The following is a 14,168-nucleotide window of genomic DNA, read 5'->3' on the forward strand; positions in this document are numbered from 1 at the left end:
TCACCCCTGCGGCCGCCCGGCGTCGGGGGTCCCGCCGTGGGTGACGTCCTCCTCGGCCGCCCGCGCCAGCGACGTCGTGGGCGGCAGCTCTGGGGCGGGCAGCGCCGGCCCGGCCTCGGCGATGCTGTGGAGCTCGATCCTCGCCTCGGGCTGCTCGGCGGCCGGAGGCACCTGTGACTCGAACCAGCCGGTGGTGTCGATGCCGCCCCCGTGGGCGCCGGCGGCGGGAGCCCCGTCGGCGGGCGGCGGGACGTCCAGGAACGACCGGCCGTCGCCGTCGGCGCCGCCGAGCTTCGCCAGGCCCTCGAGCGCCCGGCTGAACTCGCTGGGGACGATCCACATCTTGTTCGCGTCGCCCTGCGCGATCCGCGGCAGCGTCTGCAGGTACTGGTAGGCCAGCACGCCCTGGTCGGGCCGGCCCTCGTGGATCGCCCGGAACACCGTCTCGATCGACTTGGCCTGCCCCTGCGCCTGCAGGTACAGCGCCGCCCGCTCACCCTCGGCCCGCAGGATCCGGCTCTGCCGCTCCGCCTCGGCCTCGAGGATCGCGGACTGCTTCTTCCCCTCGGCCGACAGGATCGCGGCGGCCTTCTGCCCCTCGGCGGTGGTGATGGCCGACTGCCGGGCGCCCTCGGCCTGCAGGATGATCGCCCGCTTGTCGCGGTCGGCCCGCAGCTGCTTCTCCATGGAGTCGCGGATCGACGGCGGCGGGTCGATCGCCTTGATCTCCACCCGCGCCACCCGCAGCCCCCACGGGCCGGTGGTGCCGTCGAGCACCTCGCGCAGCTGGCTGTTGATGCCGTCGCGGCCGGTCAGGGACTGCTCGAGGTTCAGCCCACCGACGACGTTGCGCAGCGTCGTCGTGGTCAGCTGCTCCATGCCGGTGATGTAGTTGGCGATGCCGTACACCGCCAGCCGGGGGTCGGTGACCTGGAAGTAGACGACGGTGTCGATCCCCACCTGCAGGTTGTCGGCGGTGATCACCGGCTGCGGCGGGAACGAGACGACCTGCTCGCGCAGGTCGACCGTCGCGCGCACCCGGTCGACGAAGGGCACGAGCAGCGACAGGCCCGGCGAGAGCGTGCGGCTGTAACGACCGAGCCGCTCCACCACCTTGGCCTGGGCCTGCGGGACGATCGTCACGCTCCTCGCGACGACGAGCACCACCAGCAGGGCGACGACGATCAGCGCGATCAGGGCAGGGGTCACGGCGGCGCTCCTCGGATCGGGTCCCGCTGTGATCATCCCCCGGGTGGCACCCGGGGTCACGCCCTCGCGCCGCGGGCGCGAGGCGTCAGAGCTCGAGCGCCTCGCCCACGACGGCGGTCGCGCCGTCGACCTGGAGGATCCGCACGGTGGCGCCGACGGGGAAGCTGCTGTCGCCGTAGTCGGTGCGGGCGGTCCACTCGTCGGCGCCGACCCGGATGCGGCCGCTGGAGCGACCGACCTCGCGGGTCACCGTGGCGGTGCGGCCGACGAGGGCCTGCACGCCGTCGACGTGCCGCGGCGTCCGGTTCTCCAGGTGCGCCTTGGCCGCGGGCCGGACACTGGCCAGCAGGAACACCGAGACGGCGATGAACGCCACCACCTGGAAGGCGAGCGACCCGCCCGCCAGCGCCACCACGGCCCCGCCCAGCGCACCGCCGGCGAACATCAGCAGGACCAGGTCGAGGCTGGCCACCTCGCCCGCGACGAACAGGCCCGAGGCGACCAGCCAGAGCACCCACGCAGCCACGTCCCCAGTCTCCCAGAACACCCGGCGTCCCCGGGCCCCCGGGACGCCGCCGACGTAGCCTCGCGGGGTGCTCCACGACCTCCCCGCCGGGCGGTTCGCCGTCTGGGCGACCGCGTGGCTGTCCGGCCGCGCCTCCTACGACGACGCGCTCGACGCGCTGGCCGACGACCGCGCCCACCGCGTCAGCGGCCTGCCCGGCACCTCCGGCGCCGTCCCCCTCGGCTGGGCGCTGACCGCGCTGCGCGGCCTGGGCGAGCGGCGGCTGCGGCTGGTGCTGCCGGTGCCCGGCGACGTCCGCGGCGTGCCGGCCGCGCCGGGCCTGGCCGCGCTCGCCCTCGAGGCCGGGCAGGTCGCGGTCGGCGACGCCGTCGCGCTGGTGCCGGAGGACCTCGGACCGGAGGTCACCGCGTGGACGGCGGTCGACCTGACCGGCGTCCCGCCCGCGCCGCCGCCGGTCGAGGGCTCGCTGCGCGCGGTCTCCGGGGCGCTGGACCTCGCCGTGGGCGACGCCGCCCGCACCCTCGCCGCGCTAGACCTGGCCCGCTGGAACCCCGAGGTGCCGGCGCTGCTGGCCGGCCTGGGCAGCGCCCGCGCCCCGGAGCTGCCGCCGGACACCGACGCGCTCGCGTCCTCGGTGCTCGCCCGGGCGCAGCGGCTGGCGAGGGTGCTCGACCTCGCGCTGACCGACGCCCCCGGCGGCGCGGTCACCCACGGCCAGGCCGCCGCCCGCGACGAGGCGCTGCGCCCGCTGGCCACCGCCGTCCGCGAGGCGACCGTCGCCGCCTACAACGCGGTGCCGCGGCCGTAGCGGCACCGCGGGCTGCCGGTGCACCCGGCGGGCCGTGCCCCGTCCGGCGTCAGGGCCGGCGGGCCGTGACCAGCCAGGCCGCGGAGCCGAGCTCGACGCCGTCGGGCCCGGCGTGGGCCTCGAGCCGGCGCCGCAGGTCGGCCACGGCGCGGTCCCGGGCGTCCGGGTCGAGCCCGTCGAGCATCCAGCCGGCGAGGCCGAGGACGAAGGTCAGCGCCTCGTCGGCGTCGGCACCCCACCACTCCGGCTCGGCCAGACCCTCGACCTCCACCTGACGGTGACCTGCCGCGGTGAGCACCTCCCGGATCCGGGCCGGGTCCGCGAGGGAGAACGGACCCGGCGCGCCCGGCGGCGGTGTCGGCAGCGGGCGGCCGGCGGCCAGGGCCCCCGTGATCTCGGTGATCCACTCGTTGGCCTCGGCGGCCTGCCACACGAGCAGGACCAGGCGGCCGCCGGGCACGAGCGCCCGGCCGACGTTGGCCAGCGCCGCCACCGGGTCGGCGAAGAACATGGCGCCGGCCCGGCTGATCGCCACGTCGAAGGCAGCCGGCGGGAAGGCGGCCACCTGGGCGTCGGCCTGCTCGAAGCGGACGCCGGTCAGCCCCTCGTCGGCGGCGCGGCGCCGGGCGACCTCGAGCATCACCGAGGACAGGTCGACGCCGAGCGCCGAGCCGGTGCGGCGCGCGGCCTCCCGCGTCGTCCGGCCGGTGCCGCAGCCGACGTCGAGGACCCGGTCCCCCGGCCGCAGGTCGGCCGCGGCGAGGAAGGCCGCGTCGTAGCGGGCGACCGACCGGTCGAAGCGGTCGGCCTGCGCTGCCCAGTACGCGCCCTGCGCGCCGTCCCACGCGCCCAGCTGCGCGGCGTTGTCGGGAGCGACCTCGACCACGGCCCACCGTCCTCGTCCGGCCCCCGGTGGCCGACCGGTCTACTCGCGGGACCCGGCCGGGTCAACGGGTCAGGCCGGGCGGGCCGCCGGGCGCTGCACGAAGCAACACGACGCCGGGCAGTTCGTGCCCAGCCGCGGCTCGCCGCCCGAGCGCCGCTCCTGCAGCAGCTCGCGGACCATCGCGACGAACGCCGGGTGGGTGCCCGCCGTCGCGGCCCGGACGAACGCCAGCCCCAGCTCCCCGGCGGTCTCCTCGGCCTCGTTGTCGAGGTCCCAGATCACCTCGAGGTGGTCGCTGACGAACCCGATCGGGAACAGCACGACCGCCGTCTCGCCGTTCTCGTGCAGCGCGCGCAGGTGGTCGTTGACGTCGGGCTCCAGCCACGGCACCGACGGCGGGCCGCTGCGGGACTGCCAGACCAGGTCGAAGGCCCGGCCCGGCTCGACGGCGTCGACGACGGCGCGCGCGGCGGCCAGGAGCTCGGCCTCGTAGGCGTGCCCGTCGGGGCCGGCGACGTCGGCCATCGCGTCCGGGATCGAGTGCGCCGTCGCCACCAGGCGCGCGCCGGCCCGGTGCTCCTCGGGCAGCTCCGCCAGCGCGGCGGCCAGCGCGTCGGCGTTGGCCCGGACGAAGCCGGGGGTGTCGAAGTAGTGCGGCAGCTTCTCCGCCGTGGGGCCCCCTGGGCGGGTGGGGGACGACACGGCGATCCGGGCCCGGGCGACGTCCTCGTGGTACTGCCGGCACCCGGAGTAGGAGGCGTAGGCCGACGTCGCCAGCACGTAGACGTGCTCGATGCCGTCGTCGGTCATCTGCTGCCAGACGTCCTCGACGTAGGGGTCCCAGTTGCGGTTGCCCCAATAGACGGGCAGGTCGACGCCGTGGGCGGCGAGGTCGGCCTCGATCGCGGCGACCAGCGCCTCGTTCTGCTCGTTGATCGGGCTCACGCCGCCGAAGTGGTGGTAGTGCTCGGCGACGTCGAGCAGCCGCTCGCGCGGGACGCCGCGGCCGCGGGTGACGTTCTCCAGGAACGGCATGACGTCGTCGTGGCCGCGGGGGCCGCCGAAGGACAGGACCAGCAGCGCCTCGCGGCGGCCGGCCGGGGCGGGCGACGCCGCGGGCGGCGTCCCCCCGTTGTTGCGGACGGCCAGCGAGGGGTCCTCGTCGGGACGCTGGCCGGGGTTGATGTCGACGGTGGCGCGGGGCACGGACGTCCTTCGGTGGTACGGGGTGGATCGGATGCGGTCAGACGCCCACGGCGTGGCTCTGTGACCTCACACGCCTACGGCGTGGAAGCCGCCGTCGACGTGCACGATCTCGCCGGTGGTGGCGGGGAACCAGTCCGACAGCAGGGCGACGACGGCCTTGCCGGCGGGCTCGGTGTCGGTGACCGACCAGCCCAGCGGCGCGCGGCCCTCCCAGGCCTCCTCGAACTGGGCGCTGCCGGGGATGGACTTCATGGCCATGCTGCGCAGCGGGCCGGCGGCGACGATGTTGGACCGCACGCCGTCGGGGCCGAGCTCGCGGGCCACGTAGCGGCTGACCGACTCCAGCGCCGCCTTGGCCGCGCCCATCCAGCCGTAGACCGGCCAGGCGACGGAGGCGTCGAAGGTGAGCCCGACGACCGAGGACGGGTTGGCCAGCAGCGGCCGGCAGGCCTGGACCAGTGAGGCGTAGGACCACGACGAGACCTGGAACGCCGTCGCGGCGTGCTCCCAGGCGACCTCGGGGAAGCCCTCCCCCATCGCCTCCTGCGGCGCGAAGCCGATGGAGTGCACGACGCCGTCGAGGGTGTCGAGGCCGGCCTCGCGCAGCCGGTCGGCCAGCGAGGCCAGGTGCTCGGTGTCGGTCACGTCCAGCTCGACGACCGCCGCCTCCTGCGGCAGCCGCTTGGCGATCCGCTGGCACAGCGACAGCGCGCGCCCGAAGTTGGACAGCACCACCGTGGCGCCCTGCTCCTGCGCGATCCGCGCGGTGGCGAAGGCGATCGACGCCTCGGTCAGCACGCCGGTGACGAGGACCTGCTTGCCCTCCAGGATCCCGCTCATCAGTGCCCCATCCCCAGTCCGCCGTCGACCGGGACGACCGCCCCGGTGACGTATCCGGCCGCGTCGCTCGCCAGGAAGCGGACGACGGCGGCGATCTCGTCGGCCTCGGCGTACCGGCCCAGCGGCACCTGCCCGAGGATCTCCTGCTGCCGCTTCTCCGGCAGCTCCGCGGTCATGTCGGTGCGCACGAAGCCGGGCGCGACGACGTTCGCGGTGACGTTGCGGCTGCCGAGCTCGCGGGCGATCGAGCGGGCCAGGCCCACCAGCCCCGCCTTGCTCGCCGCGTAGTTGGTCTGGCCGGCCGAGCCGAGCAGCCCGACGACGGAGCTGACGAACACCATGCGGCCGAACCGAGCGCGCACCATCTTCGCCGAGGCCCGCTTGGCCACCCGGTAGGCGGCGGTGAGGTTGGCGTCGAGGACGTCGGCGAAGTCGTCCTCCTTCATCCGCATGAGCAGCCCGTCGCGGGTGATGCCGGCGTTGCTCACCAGCACCTCGACCGGCCCCTGCTGCTCCTCGACCTCGGAGAACGCCCGGTCGACGGCCGCGGCGTCGGTGACGTCGCACCGCACGCCGAACAGCCCGTCGGGGGCGCCGCTGCCGCGGTGGGTGACCGCCACCGAGTCCCCCTGCTCGGCGAAGGAGCGGGCGATGGCCAGCCCGATCCCCCGGTTGCCGCCGGTCACCAGCACCGACCTGCCCACGCTCGACCCCCTGACCCCGGCGACGTCCTCCGTGCCGAACCTAGTCGCTGGGCGCAGGTCACACCCGGCCGCGGTCGGACGCCTCCCGCAGCAGCGCGGCCACCTCCGGTGTCGCGGCGTGCACGCCGGCCTGGAAGAACGACTGCTGCAGCACCTCGTCCACGCGCTCGCCGGACATGAAGTCCGCGCCCATGACCTCCTGCTCGGCCGCGCCGGGGGTGAAGACGGCGGTCCGGATCCCCGCCGCGCGCAGGGCCCGCACCTCCCGGTCCAGCTGCCGCTGGGAGTACCGGCGCATGGCGGCGGTGACGTCCTGGCGCCAGCCCGGCGAGCCGCTCATCGGCGCCAGGACGACGACGACGTCGACCCCGGCGCGGCGCAGCACGGCGGCGTTGGTCGCGGAGTGCACCCCGCCGTCGACGTAGGCGTGCCGGCCGATGGTCACGGGGGCGAAGTAGCCGGGCACCGCGCAGGACGCGGCGACCGCCAGGTGCACCGGCGCCGGCGGCGCCCCGGGCCGGCCGAAGACGACGCGGCGCCCGTCCCGCCGGCGCACGGCGGTGATCCACAGGTCGCGCTCGGGCCAGGTCGGCCCCTCGACCTCCCTGAGGGCGCCCAGCTGGGACACGATGTCGTGCCGGCCCGCGGCCAGCAGCGTCATGCCGGCGACCAGGGGGCGGAACCGCCACGGGCGGGCGAGTGCCCGGGCGACCAGGTGCGGGCCGGGCACGCGCATCGGCCGGCGGAGCACGTCGAGCGGGCGGAACGGCGCGAGCTCGGGGACGGGGGTCGCCGCGATGGTGCGCAGCACGTCGTCGTCGCCGGACAGCGGCGCCTTGACCGTCCACGCGGCGAGGTCCTCCGGCGAGACGCCGGCCCGCAGCAGGGTGCCGGTGATCGACCCGGCGGAGGTGCCGACGACGACGTCCGCGGTGCGGGCGTCGAAGCCGGCGTCGTGCTGCAGGACCGCCAGGACACCCGCGTGGTAGGCCTGCCCCACCACGCCGCCGCCACCCAGCACCAGACCGACCCGGACCATCCCCCCACGGTCCCACGGCCGGGTCGGCCCGGCTCCCGCGCCCGGGGACCGACCTACGCTGGCCGCGTGTTCCTCCTCTTCGGCTTCGGCACCCGGCAGAAGGACCTGGGCCCGGGGGCGGTGCGCACCTGCCCGCGGTGCGGCAACACCACCCGGTGGGCGCGGGTGCGGCAGTTCCGCCAGCTGAGCGTGTTCTTCGTGCCGGTCGCCCGGTGGGGACGCCGGCGGCTCGAGGTCTGCGGCGTCTGCGGCACCGCCGTCGAGGCCTGAGCCGCGACGGCGGTGCCGGGGGCCGGGCGGGGCCTCAGCCGATGCGGAGCGGCAGCGAGCGGGGGCCGCGGATCTGGCCGGTGGACCAGCGCACCGCCGCGGGGTCGGCCAGGCCGAACTCGGGCACCCGGTCGAGCCACACGTCGAGCGCCACCCGCATCTCCATCCGCGCCAGGTGCGACCCGACGCAGCGGTGGATGCCCAGGCCGAAGGCGGCGTGCCGGTTGACCTGCCGGTCGATGACCACCTCGTCGGCCCGCTCGAACTGTGCGGGGTCGCGGTTGGCCGCCGGGAAGGACAGCAGGACCCAGTCCTCGGCCTTCATCTCCACGCCGCGCCAGGTCACGTCCTCCTTCACCAGCCGCGCCATGGTGACCGGGGCGTAGGCGCGGAGGAACTCCTCGACGGCGGTGGGCCGCAGCCCCGGCTCGGCGACCAGCCGGTGGCGGTCGTCGGGGTGGCCGGCGAGGTGCCACAGCGAGGCGCCGATCGCGCTCCAGGTGGTGTCGATGCCGGCGATGAGCAGCAGCGCCATCGTCCCGGCGACGTGCGCGGGCTCGAGCCGGCGGCCGTACAGCTCGGCCTCGAGCAGGTAGGTGGTGAGGTCCTCGCGCGGGTGCTCGAGGTGGTCCTGGATCTGCGCGAGCAGGTACTCGAACAGGTGGCTGCTGCGCGCGAGGCGCTCCTCGGGCGGCAGGTCGATGCCCTCGAGCGCGTTCTCGACGAACTGCCGGAACCGCGGGCCGTCCTCGGGCGGGAAGCCGAGCATGTCGGCGATGACCCGCACCGGGATGTGCTGCGCGTAGTCGGCGGCGGCGTCGACGACGTCCCGCCCCTCGAACGCGTCGACCAGCGAGTGGCAGAACGCCCGCGTGCCCTCCTCCTGCCGGCCGACCGCGTTCTTGGTGAACGCCGGCAGCAGCAGCTTGCGGGCGTCGTGGTGGAACGGTGGGTCCGAGGAGATCGGCGGGGTGCCGCCGACCGGGGCGAGTGCCCGCGGTGGCCGGAAGTTGCCCGCGATGATCGCGCGGGAGGAGAAGTGCTCGGTGTCGTGGGCGACGGCGGCGACGTCCTCGTAGCGGGTGGGCAGCCACGCCCCGCCGAACCGCTCGGTGTGCGCGATCGGGCAGCGCTGCCGCAGGTCGTCCCAGATGCCGATCGCGCCCTGCGCCCACTCCTCCCCGGTGTGCGAGAAGTCGGTGGCCCAGTCCTCGACCGGGCCGCTGCGCACCTCGCTGAACGTGCCGAGGGCGGGGTCGGAGCGCAGCGTGCCGGCGTCGGTGAAGGAGCGGTCGTCGACGCTCACCGCGCCGGCTCCTGCTCGACGACGAGGACGGCGGCCTCGGGGCAGTTGTCGGCGGCCAGGTGCGCGTCGCCCTCGAGTCCGGCCGGCACCTCCCCGCCGGGGACGAGGAGGGTCGAGTAGCCCTCGTCGTCGGCGCCGAACAGGTCCGGCGCGAGGTCGTAGCAGCGGCCGTGCCCCTGGCACAGCGACGGGTCGATCGAGATCCTCACGGGCGGCTCTCCGTTCCTGGGACGGGTGTCTCCTGCGGTGCGAGGCCGGTGACGAGGCGGGCGAGCAGCGCCGTCCACTCCCCGTCGTCGACCGGGTCCACGTCGGGGCCGACCAGCGCGGTGCCGACGGCCAGCGACAGGTACAGGTGGGCGACGGCGCGCGGGGACAGCGCGGCGTCGATCTCGCCGTCGTCCTGGCCGCGGCGGACCAGGCCGGCCAGCCACGCGGCGCGCTCCTGCACGTGGTCGCGCACCGGGCCGGCGGCGTCGTCGTCGCGGCGGGCGGCGACCAGCGCCTCGAGCAGCAGGTCGCCGTCGGGGTCCCGGCGGCGGCGCAGGGTGCGGCCGCTGGCGAGCAGCAGGTCCGCGACCGAGCGGCCGGGGTCGGCGGCGACGAGGTCGGCGAGCAGCCGGCGGCCGTGCACGTGCAGCGCGTCGACGAGCAGGGCGGCCTTGGAGCCGAAGTGGGCGTACAGGGCGCCGTTGCTCAGCCCGGCCGCGTCGGCGACCTCGGACACGCGCGTGCCCTCGTAGCCCCGCCGGGCGAAGACGTCGGCGGCCGCGCGCAGCAGCCGCTCGCGCGTGCCCGCCGCGGTGGCGCCCGGGGTGCGACCCACGTCACGAATCGAACAGCGGTTCAATTCGCGCCGTCAAGGGCCGGGAACGCGCGAGAGGCCCGCCCAGCCCCCGTCGGCCGGCGCGCGGTGTGACCTTGACAACACTCCGGGCCCTGCCCGATGGTCCTCCTCGCGTTCCGGACCGGAGCACCCCCGGGACGTCCCGCCGCGGGCCGCGGCGGGCACCGTCCGGCCTGAGGCGCGCCGACGACGTCGCGCCGGAGGAGGCGCCGTGCCGTCCTGGTGGGAGCAGGTCTGGGCGCGCTGGCTGGTGTACCGGCTGGAGGCGGCGAACCGGCGGTCCGCGTGCCCGCACGACGGGCTCTCGCTGCTCTGCTCGACTTGCCTGGCCATCGCCTCGGCCGGGTTCCTGCTGCCGGCCGCTCCTCCCGTGCCGCGCGACCGCGGCTGACCGGTCGGTCCCCGTCGTCGGCGGGGACCCGGCCGGCCCCGTGCTCGCCGGTCGTCAGGGAGCAGGCGGCCCCGCGGTCACCGGCCGCGCCGGGACCGGGCGGCGGCGGCCAGCTCGGCCAGCATCGCCTCGGTCGTCGCCGGGTCGACGCAGGCGTCGGTGACGCTCACGCCGTACTCGAGCCGCTCGGGGTGCTCGCGGTCGAGGTCCTGCCGCCCCTCGGCGAGGTTGCTCTCGATCATCACCCCGCGGATCGCCCGCTCCCCGCCGGCGACCTGCCCGGCCAGGTCGCGCACGACCGCGGGCTGGCGCCGGTGGTCCTTCTGGCTGTTGCCGTGGGAGGCGTCGACGACGACCACCTCCGGCAGCCCGCGCGCGGCGAGCTTCCGCTTCACCTCGGCGACGTGCGCCGCGGAGTGGTTGGGGCCGTCCTTGGTGCCGCGCAGGATGACGTGGCCGGTGTCGTTGCCGGTGGTGGACAGCTGCGCCGAGACCCCGTGGTGGTCGACGCCGAGGAACTCGTGCGGGGCGCGCGCGGTGACGACGGCCTGGACGGCGGAGTCGACGCTGCCCTCGGGTGAGTTCTTGAAGCCGACCACGGACGAGAAGCCCGACACCCGCTCGCGGGCGGTCTGGTCGGTCACGTTGCGCGCGCCGACGCCGTTGTAGGTGACCAGCCCGTTGACGTACTGCGGCGTGAGCGCGTTGAGCGGCTCGGCGGCGACGGGCACGCCCATCTCGGTGATGCGGCACATGAGCATCCGGGTGGCGACCAGGCCGACGCTGATCCGGCTGGACCCGTCGAGGAACGGGTCGTAGGCGAAGCCCTTCCAGTCGACCTCGGTCCGCGGCTTCTCGGTGTAGGTCCGCATGAGGATCTCGAGGTCGTCGCCGTGCCGGGCCCGCATGCGGCCGAGGAAGGCGGCGTACTCCAGCGCGGCGGCCGGGTCGTGCACCGAGCAGGGGCCGGCGATGACGACGAGGCGGTCGTCGGCGCCGGTGAGGACGTCGGTGACGGCGGCCCGCGCGGCCCGCGTCGTCGCGGCGGACTCCGGCGACAGCGGGACGACGGTCGCCACCGCCGCCGGGGTGACGACGACGCTCAGGCCGGTGATCCGCGCGTTCACCAGGCCGGACGGGTCGGCGCCGTCGGCCGCCGAGACCCCCACCTGCCGCTGGACGGCCGGCAGCAGGTCGGCGAGCGTGGCGTCGATCTGGGCGTTCACCGTCGTCTGGACGTCGAGCAGCAGGTCGGCGATCCGCGTCGCCGCCTCCAGGATCCGGTCAGCGGGGATGGGGGCCTCCTCGGTCGTTCCCGACCGTCGAGCCAACCACAGCGGCGCCACGGCCCGGCGCCCGGTGGCGGGCCCCGCACGACGGGACGGGTGGGGCGCCCGGGGCGGGTGGGGCGCGGCGCCGTCACGCGGGGCGGACCCGTGCGCACCATGGGCGCGTGCCCGCCCGACCGGACGCCGTCGCCGTGCTGCCGGCCGCCCCGGGCGTGTACCGCTTCCGGGACGCCGCCGGGCGCGTGCTGTACGTCGGCCGGGCCACGCACCTGCGCTCCCGTGTGGGCTCCTACTGGGGCGACCTGCGCGACCGCCGCCACCTGCGGCGGATGGTGGGCCGGGTGTCCCGGATCGAGGCGCTCGAGTGCGACTCCGTGCACGAGGCCGCGTGGGCCGAGCGCAACCTGCTCGAGCGGTCGCTGCCCCCGTGGAACCGGATCCCCGGGGGCCTGGAGGTCCCCGTCCGGATCCGGCTGGACCCCTCGGCGGGCGCGCCGCGCCTCGACGTCGTCCCCGACGCCCGGCCGGCGCCGGGGGTGCGCCACTTCGGCCCCTACCTCGGCCGCCGCAGGGTGCGGGCGGCCGTGTCCGGGCTGAGCCGCGTGTACCCGCTCGCCCACGCCGGACCCGGCCGGAGCGCCGGTGAGCGCGAGCTGGCGCGATTGCGGGGGGCGCAGGACGCCTCCCTCCCGGAGCTCGCCGCCGCGCTGACGGCGGTGCTCGACCGCGAGCCGGACGCGGTCGCCGCCGCGCTGGCCGCGCTGGGTGCCCGGCGCGACGCCGCGGCCGCGGCGCAGGCCTACGAGGCGGCCGCCCGCCTGCAGGAGGAGATCGAGGCGCTCCAGTGGGTGGTCGCGCCGCAGCGGGTCACCGCGCCCGAGGGGCAGGCCGACGGCGACGTCACCGGCTGGACGGGCGACGTCCTGGTGCGGCTGCGCATCCGCGGCGGCCGGGTGCGCGGCTGGGACCAGGAACCCTGCACCCGCGCGGCGTCGGGGACCCGCGCGCCGGCGGGGTGGACGCGGTTCCTCCGCCGCAACGCCGAGCTGGCCGCCCGCCTGGTCGCGCTGCCCGTTCCCTGAGCCCGCGCGGGGACGTCCTGGTCGGAATTCGAAGCACCTAGGCTCCCGCCATGGACGCCTCTCCCCCGTCGCTCGACCCGGTCCAGCTCGGCGCCTACTTCGACCTCGTCGAGGTGACCAGCCTCCTGCGGCACGCGGTGGAGCGGCAGCTGCGCGAGGCCGGCGGCCTCAGCTACGTGCAGTTCCAGCTGCTGGCCCGGCTCGGGGACTCGCCGGCCGGGAGCGCCCGCATGACCGACCTGGCCGACGGCGTCGTCTACAGCCGCAGCGGGCTGACCTACCAGGCCGGCCTGCTCGAGAAGGCGGGCCTGGTGGTGCGCGCCCCCTCCCCGGACGACGAGCGGGGCGTCACGGTCACCGTCACCGACGCCGGGCGCGCCCTGCTCGCCGAGGTGTTGCCGGGCCACGTCGAGGTCGTCCGCGACCTGCTCTTCGCGCCGCTCTCCCGCGACCAGGTCACGGCCCTCGCCGGCCTGCTGGCGCCGGTGCGCGACCACATGCGCGCGGCACCGCCCCGCTCCGCGGCACCCCGCCGCCGGGCGGCCGGGACCTGAGGACCCGCCGCGGGCGGAGGGTTGCTGAGAATTCGAAGCAGGCCTACGGTCGTCTCAGTGCTTCGAATTCGAAGCCGACCTCGAGACAAGAGCGGGTCCCCGCCATGAAGGCAGTCCGGTTCCACGAGTTCGGCGCCCCCGACGTCCTGCGCTACGAGGATGTGGAGCTGCCCGTCCCCGGCGCCGGGGAGGTGCGCGTCCGGGTCGCTGCGACGTCGTTCAACGGCGTCGACGGCACCATCCGCGCCGGCGGCATGCAGGGCCCCATCCCGGTGGTCCTGCCGCACACCCCCGGCATCGACGTCGCGGGCACGGTGGACGCGCTCGGCGAGGGCGTGGACGGCGTGCGGGTCGGCGACCGGGTCGTCGGCTTCCTGCCGATGGGAGCCGACGGCGCGGCCGCCGAGTACGTCGTCGCGCCCGCCGGGGTCCTGGCGCCGGCGCCGGAGAGCATCCCGCTGCCCGACGCCGCGGCCCTGCCCATCGTCGGGCTCACCGCGTGGCAGGCGCTGTTCGACCACGGCGGCCTGACGGCCGGGCAGCGCGTGCTGGTCAACGGCGCCGGCGGCGCGGTCGGCGGCTACGCCGTCCAGCTGGCCAAGCGCGCCGGCGCGCACGTCATCGGGACGGCCGGCCCGCGCAGCGGCGAGCGCGTCCGGACCGGCGGCGCCGACGAGGTCGTCGACCACACCACCACCGACGTGACCGCGGCGGTCCCCGAGCCGGTCGACCTCGTGCTCAACCTCGCGCCGGTCGACCCGGCGCAGCTGGCCGCGCTGGTCGGCCTGGTGCGTCCCGGCGGCGCCCTCGTCAACACGACGGTGTGGATGCCCGCCCCGTCCGACGAGGAGCGCGGCGTGCGCGGCGTCGACCTCTTCGTCCGCAGCGACGCCGACCAGCTGGCCCGGCTGGTGGCGCTGGTCGACGGCGGGGAGCTGCGGGTCGACGTCGCGCAGCGGGTGCCCCTGGCGGACCTGGCGGACGTGCACGCCCGGGCCGCCACCGGCGGGCTGCCCGGCAAGGTGGTCGTCGTCCCGGCCGCCGCGTGACGTCCCCCTCCTGAGGGTCCGGAGCAACGAAACGAGCCGGTGCGCCACGGGGGTTGGGGCCCCCCCCCCCCCCCCCCCACCCCCACCCCGCCCCACCACACCCCCCCCCCCGCGCCCCCCCCCGCCCCCCCGCCGCCGCCCACCACCCCACCACCCCCCCCA

The 14,168-nt window shown here is 76.5% G+C and carries 17 protein-coding genes; 6 read left to right on the forward strand and 11 right to left on the reverse strand.

The genetic code is table 11. The features are described from left to right. Complete coding sequence (locus ACI796_RS20215; protein ID WP_456943008.1) at nt 1–1,209, reverse strand: SPFH domain-containing protein; 1,209 nt, start codon at nt 1,207–1,209, stop codon at nt 1–3. An 85-nt stretch (nt 1,210–1,294) separates the two neighbouring features. Next, nucleotides 1,295–1,735 (reverse strand): NfeD family protein, encoded by a 441-nt coding sequence (locus tag ACI796_RS20220; RefSeq protein ID WP_456943009.1) that lies wholly within the window; start codon nt 1,733–1,735, stop codon nt 1,295–1,297. A 67-nt stretch (nt 1,736–1,802) separates the two neighbouring features. On the opposite strand from ACI796_RS20220, the gene ACI796_RS20225 reads away from it, so the two are divergent. Continuing rightward, nucleotides 1,803–2,543, forward strand: a complete 741-nt coding sequence (locus tag ACI796_RS20225) for a hypothetical protein (protein WP_456943010.1) — start codon at nt 1,803–1,805, stop codon at nt 2,541–2,543. Nucleotides 2,544–2,592: 49 nt separating this feature from the next. Here ACI796_RS20225 and ACI796_RS20230 read toward each other — a convergent pair whose 3' ends face one another. The 5 genes from ACI796_RS20230 to ACI796_RS20250 form a co-directional block, all read right to left on the reverse strand. Further along, nucleotides 2,593–3,429, reverse strand: a complete 837-nt coding sequence (locus tag ACI796_RS20230) for a class I SAM-dependent methyltransferase (protein WP_456943011.1) — start codon at nt 3,427–3,429, stop codon at nt 2,593–2,595. Between the two features lie 69 nt (nt 3,430–3,498). After that, nucleotides 3,499–4,635: a ferrochelatase gene (locus ACI796_RS20235; protein WP_456943012.1), complete on the reverse strand. Its 1,137-nt coding sequence runs from the start codon at nt 4,633–4,635 to the stop codon at nt 3,499–3,501. Nucleotides 4,636–4,701: 66 nt separating this feature from the next. Continuing rightward, nucleotides 4,702–5,475 carry an enoyl-ACP reductase FabI gene (fabI, locus tag ACI796_RS20240; RefSeq protein ID WP_456943013.1) on the reverse strand — a complete coding sequence of 258 codons (774 nt, stop codon included), beginning with the start codon at nt 5,473–5,475 and terminating at the stop codon, nt 4,702–4,704. After that, on the reverse strand, nt 5,475–6,179 hold the full coding sequence (fabG, locus tag ACI796_RS20245) for a 3-oxoacyl-ACP reductase FabG (protein WP_456943014.1): 705 nt from the start codon (nt 6,177–6,179) through the stop codon (nt 5,475–5,477). The genes fabI and fabG overlap by 1 nt, the downstream gene beginning before the upstream one ends. A gap of 58 nt (nt 6,180–6,237) precedes the next feature. Further along, nucleotides 6,238–7,218 carry a patatin-like phospholipase family protein gene (locus ACI796_RS20250; RefSeq protein ID WP_456943015.1) on the reverse strand — a complete coding sequence of 327 codons (981 nt, stop codon included), beginning with the start codon at nt 7,216–7,218 and terminating at the stop codon, nt 6,238–6,240. A 66-nt stretch (nt 7,219–7,284) separates the two neighbouring features. On the opposite strand from ACI796_RS20250, the gene ACI796_RS20255 reads away from it, so the two are divergent. Further along, the gene (locus tag ACI796_RS20255) at nt 7,285–7,488 is read left to right on the forward strand and encodes a zinc-ribbon domain-containing protein (RefSeq protein ID WP_456934959.1); all 204 of its coding nucleotides are present in this window, start codon (nt 7,285–7,287) and stop codon (nt 7,486–7,488) included. 34 nt (nt 7,489–7,522) lie between these two features. Here ACI796_RS20255 and ACI796_RS20260 read toward each other — a convergent pair whose 3' ends face one another. Genes ACI796_RS20260 through ACI796_RS20270 form a run of 3 tightly spaced genes read right to left on the reverse strand, consistent with a single transcriptional unit; the run spans nt 7,523 to nt 9,620 of the window. Beyond that, nucleotides 7,523–8,794: a cytochrome P450 gene (locus ACI796_RS20260; RefSeq protein ID WP_456943016.1), complete on the reverse strand. Its 1,272-nt coding sequence runs from the start codon at nt 8,792–8,794 to the stop codon at nt 7,523–7,525. Further along, nucleotides 8,791–9,003: a ferredoxin gene (locus ACI796_RS20265; RefSeq protein WP_456943017.1), complete on the reverse strand. Its 213-nt coding sequence runs from the start codon at nt 9,001–9,003 to the stop codon at nt 8,791–8,793. The genes ACI796_RS20260 and ACI796_RS20265 overlap by 4 nt, the downstream gene beginning before the upstream one ends. After that, nucleotides 9,000–9,620 (reverse strand): TetR/AcrR family transcriptional regulator, encoded by a 621-nt coding sequence (locus tag ACI796_RS20270; protein WP_456943018.1) that lies wholly within the window; start codon nt 9,618–9,620, stop codon nt 9,000–9,002. The genes ACI796_RS20265 and ACI796_RS20270 overlap by 4 nt, the downstream gene beginning before the upstream one ends. Before the next feature lie 232 nt (nt 9,621–9,852). On the opposite strand from ACI796_RS20270, the gene ACI796_RS20275 reads away from it, so the two are divergent. Then, nucleotides 9,853–10,032 carry a hypothetical protein gene (locus ACI796_RS20275; RefSeq protein ID WP_456943019.1) on the forward strand — a complete coding sequence of 60 codons (180 nt, stop codon included), beginning with the start codon at nt 9,853–9,855 and terminating at the stop codon, nt 10,030–10,032. 77 nt (nt 10,033–10,109) lie between these two features. On the opposite strand, the gene ACI796_RS20280 is transcribed toward ACI796_RS20275, so the two are convergent. After that, entirely contained in the window at nt 10,110–11,363 is a 1,254-nt protein-coding gene (locus ACI796_RS20280; protein ID WP_456943020.1) for a 3-deoxy-7-phosphoheptulonate synthase, read from the reverse strand. 122 nt (nt 11,364–11,485) lie between these two features. On the opposite strand from ACI796_RS20280, the gene ACI796_RS20285 reads away from it, so the two are divergent. The 3 genes from ACI796_RS20285 to ACI796_RS20295 all read left to right on the forward strand — a co-directional run bounded on the left by ACI796_RS20285 (nt 11,486) and on the right by ACI796_RS20295 (nt 14,006). Beyond that, nucleotides 11,486–12,403 carry a GIY-YIG nuclease family protein gene (locus ACI796_RS20285; protein ID WP_456943021.1) on the forward strand — a complete coding sequence of 306 codons (918 nt, stop codon included), beginning with the start codon at nt 11,486–11,488 and terminating at the stop codon, nt 12,401–12,403. 50 nt (nt 12,404–12,453) lie between these two features. Next, a complete protein-coding gene (locus ACI796_RS20290) occupies nt 12,454–12,957 on the forward strand; it encodes a MarR family winged helix-turn-helix transcriptional regulator (protein WP_456943022.1) in 504 nt (167 codons plus the stop codon). A 104-nt stretch (nt 12,958–13,061) separates the two neighbouring features. After that, a complete protein-coding gene (locus ACI796_RS20295) occupies nt 13,062–14,006 on the forward strand; it encodes an NADP-dependent oxidoreductase (RefSeq protein WP_456943023.1) in 945 nt (314 codons plus the stop codon). Nucleotides 14,007–14,168: the final 162 nt, after the last annotated feature.

The sequence above is a fragment of the Geodermatophilus sp. SYSU D00525 genome (assembly GCF_054050475.1).

Coding starts and splice junctions, on each gene's coding strand:
- ACI796_RS20250 (WP_456943015.1), bottom strand. CDS start 7,218: ATGGTCCGGGTCGGTCTGGTGCTGGGTGGCGGCGGCGTGGTGGGGCAG.
- ACI796_RS20295 (WP_456943023.1), top strand. CDS start 13,062: ATGAAGGCAGTCCGGTTCCACGAGTTCGGCGCCCCCGACGTCCTGCGC.
- fabI (WP_456943013.1), bottom strand. CDS start 5,475: ATGAGCGGGATCCTGGAGGGCAAGCAGGTCCTCGTCACCGGCGTGCTG.
- ACI796_RS20290 (WP_456943022.1), top strand. CDS start 12,454: ATGGACGCCTCTCCCCCGTCGCTCGACCCGGTCCAGCTCGGCGCCTAC.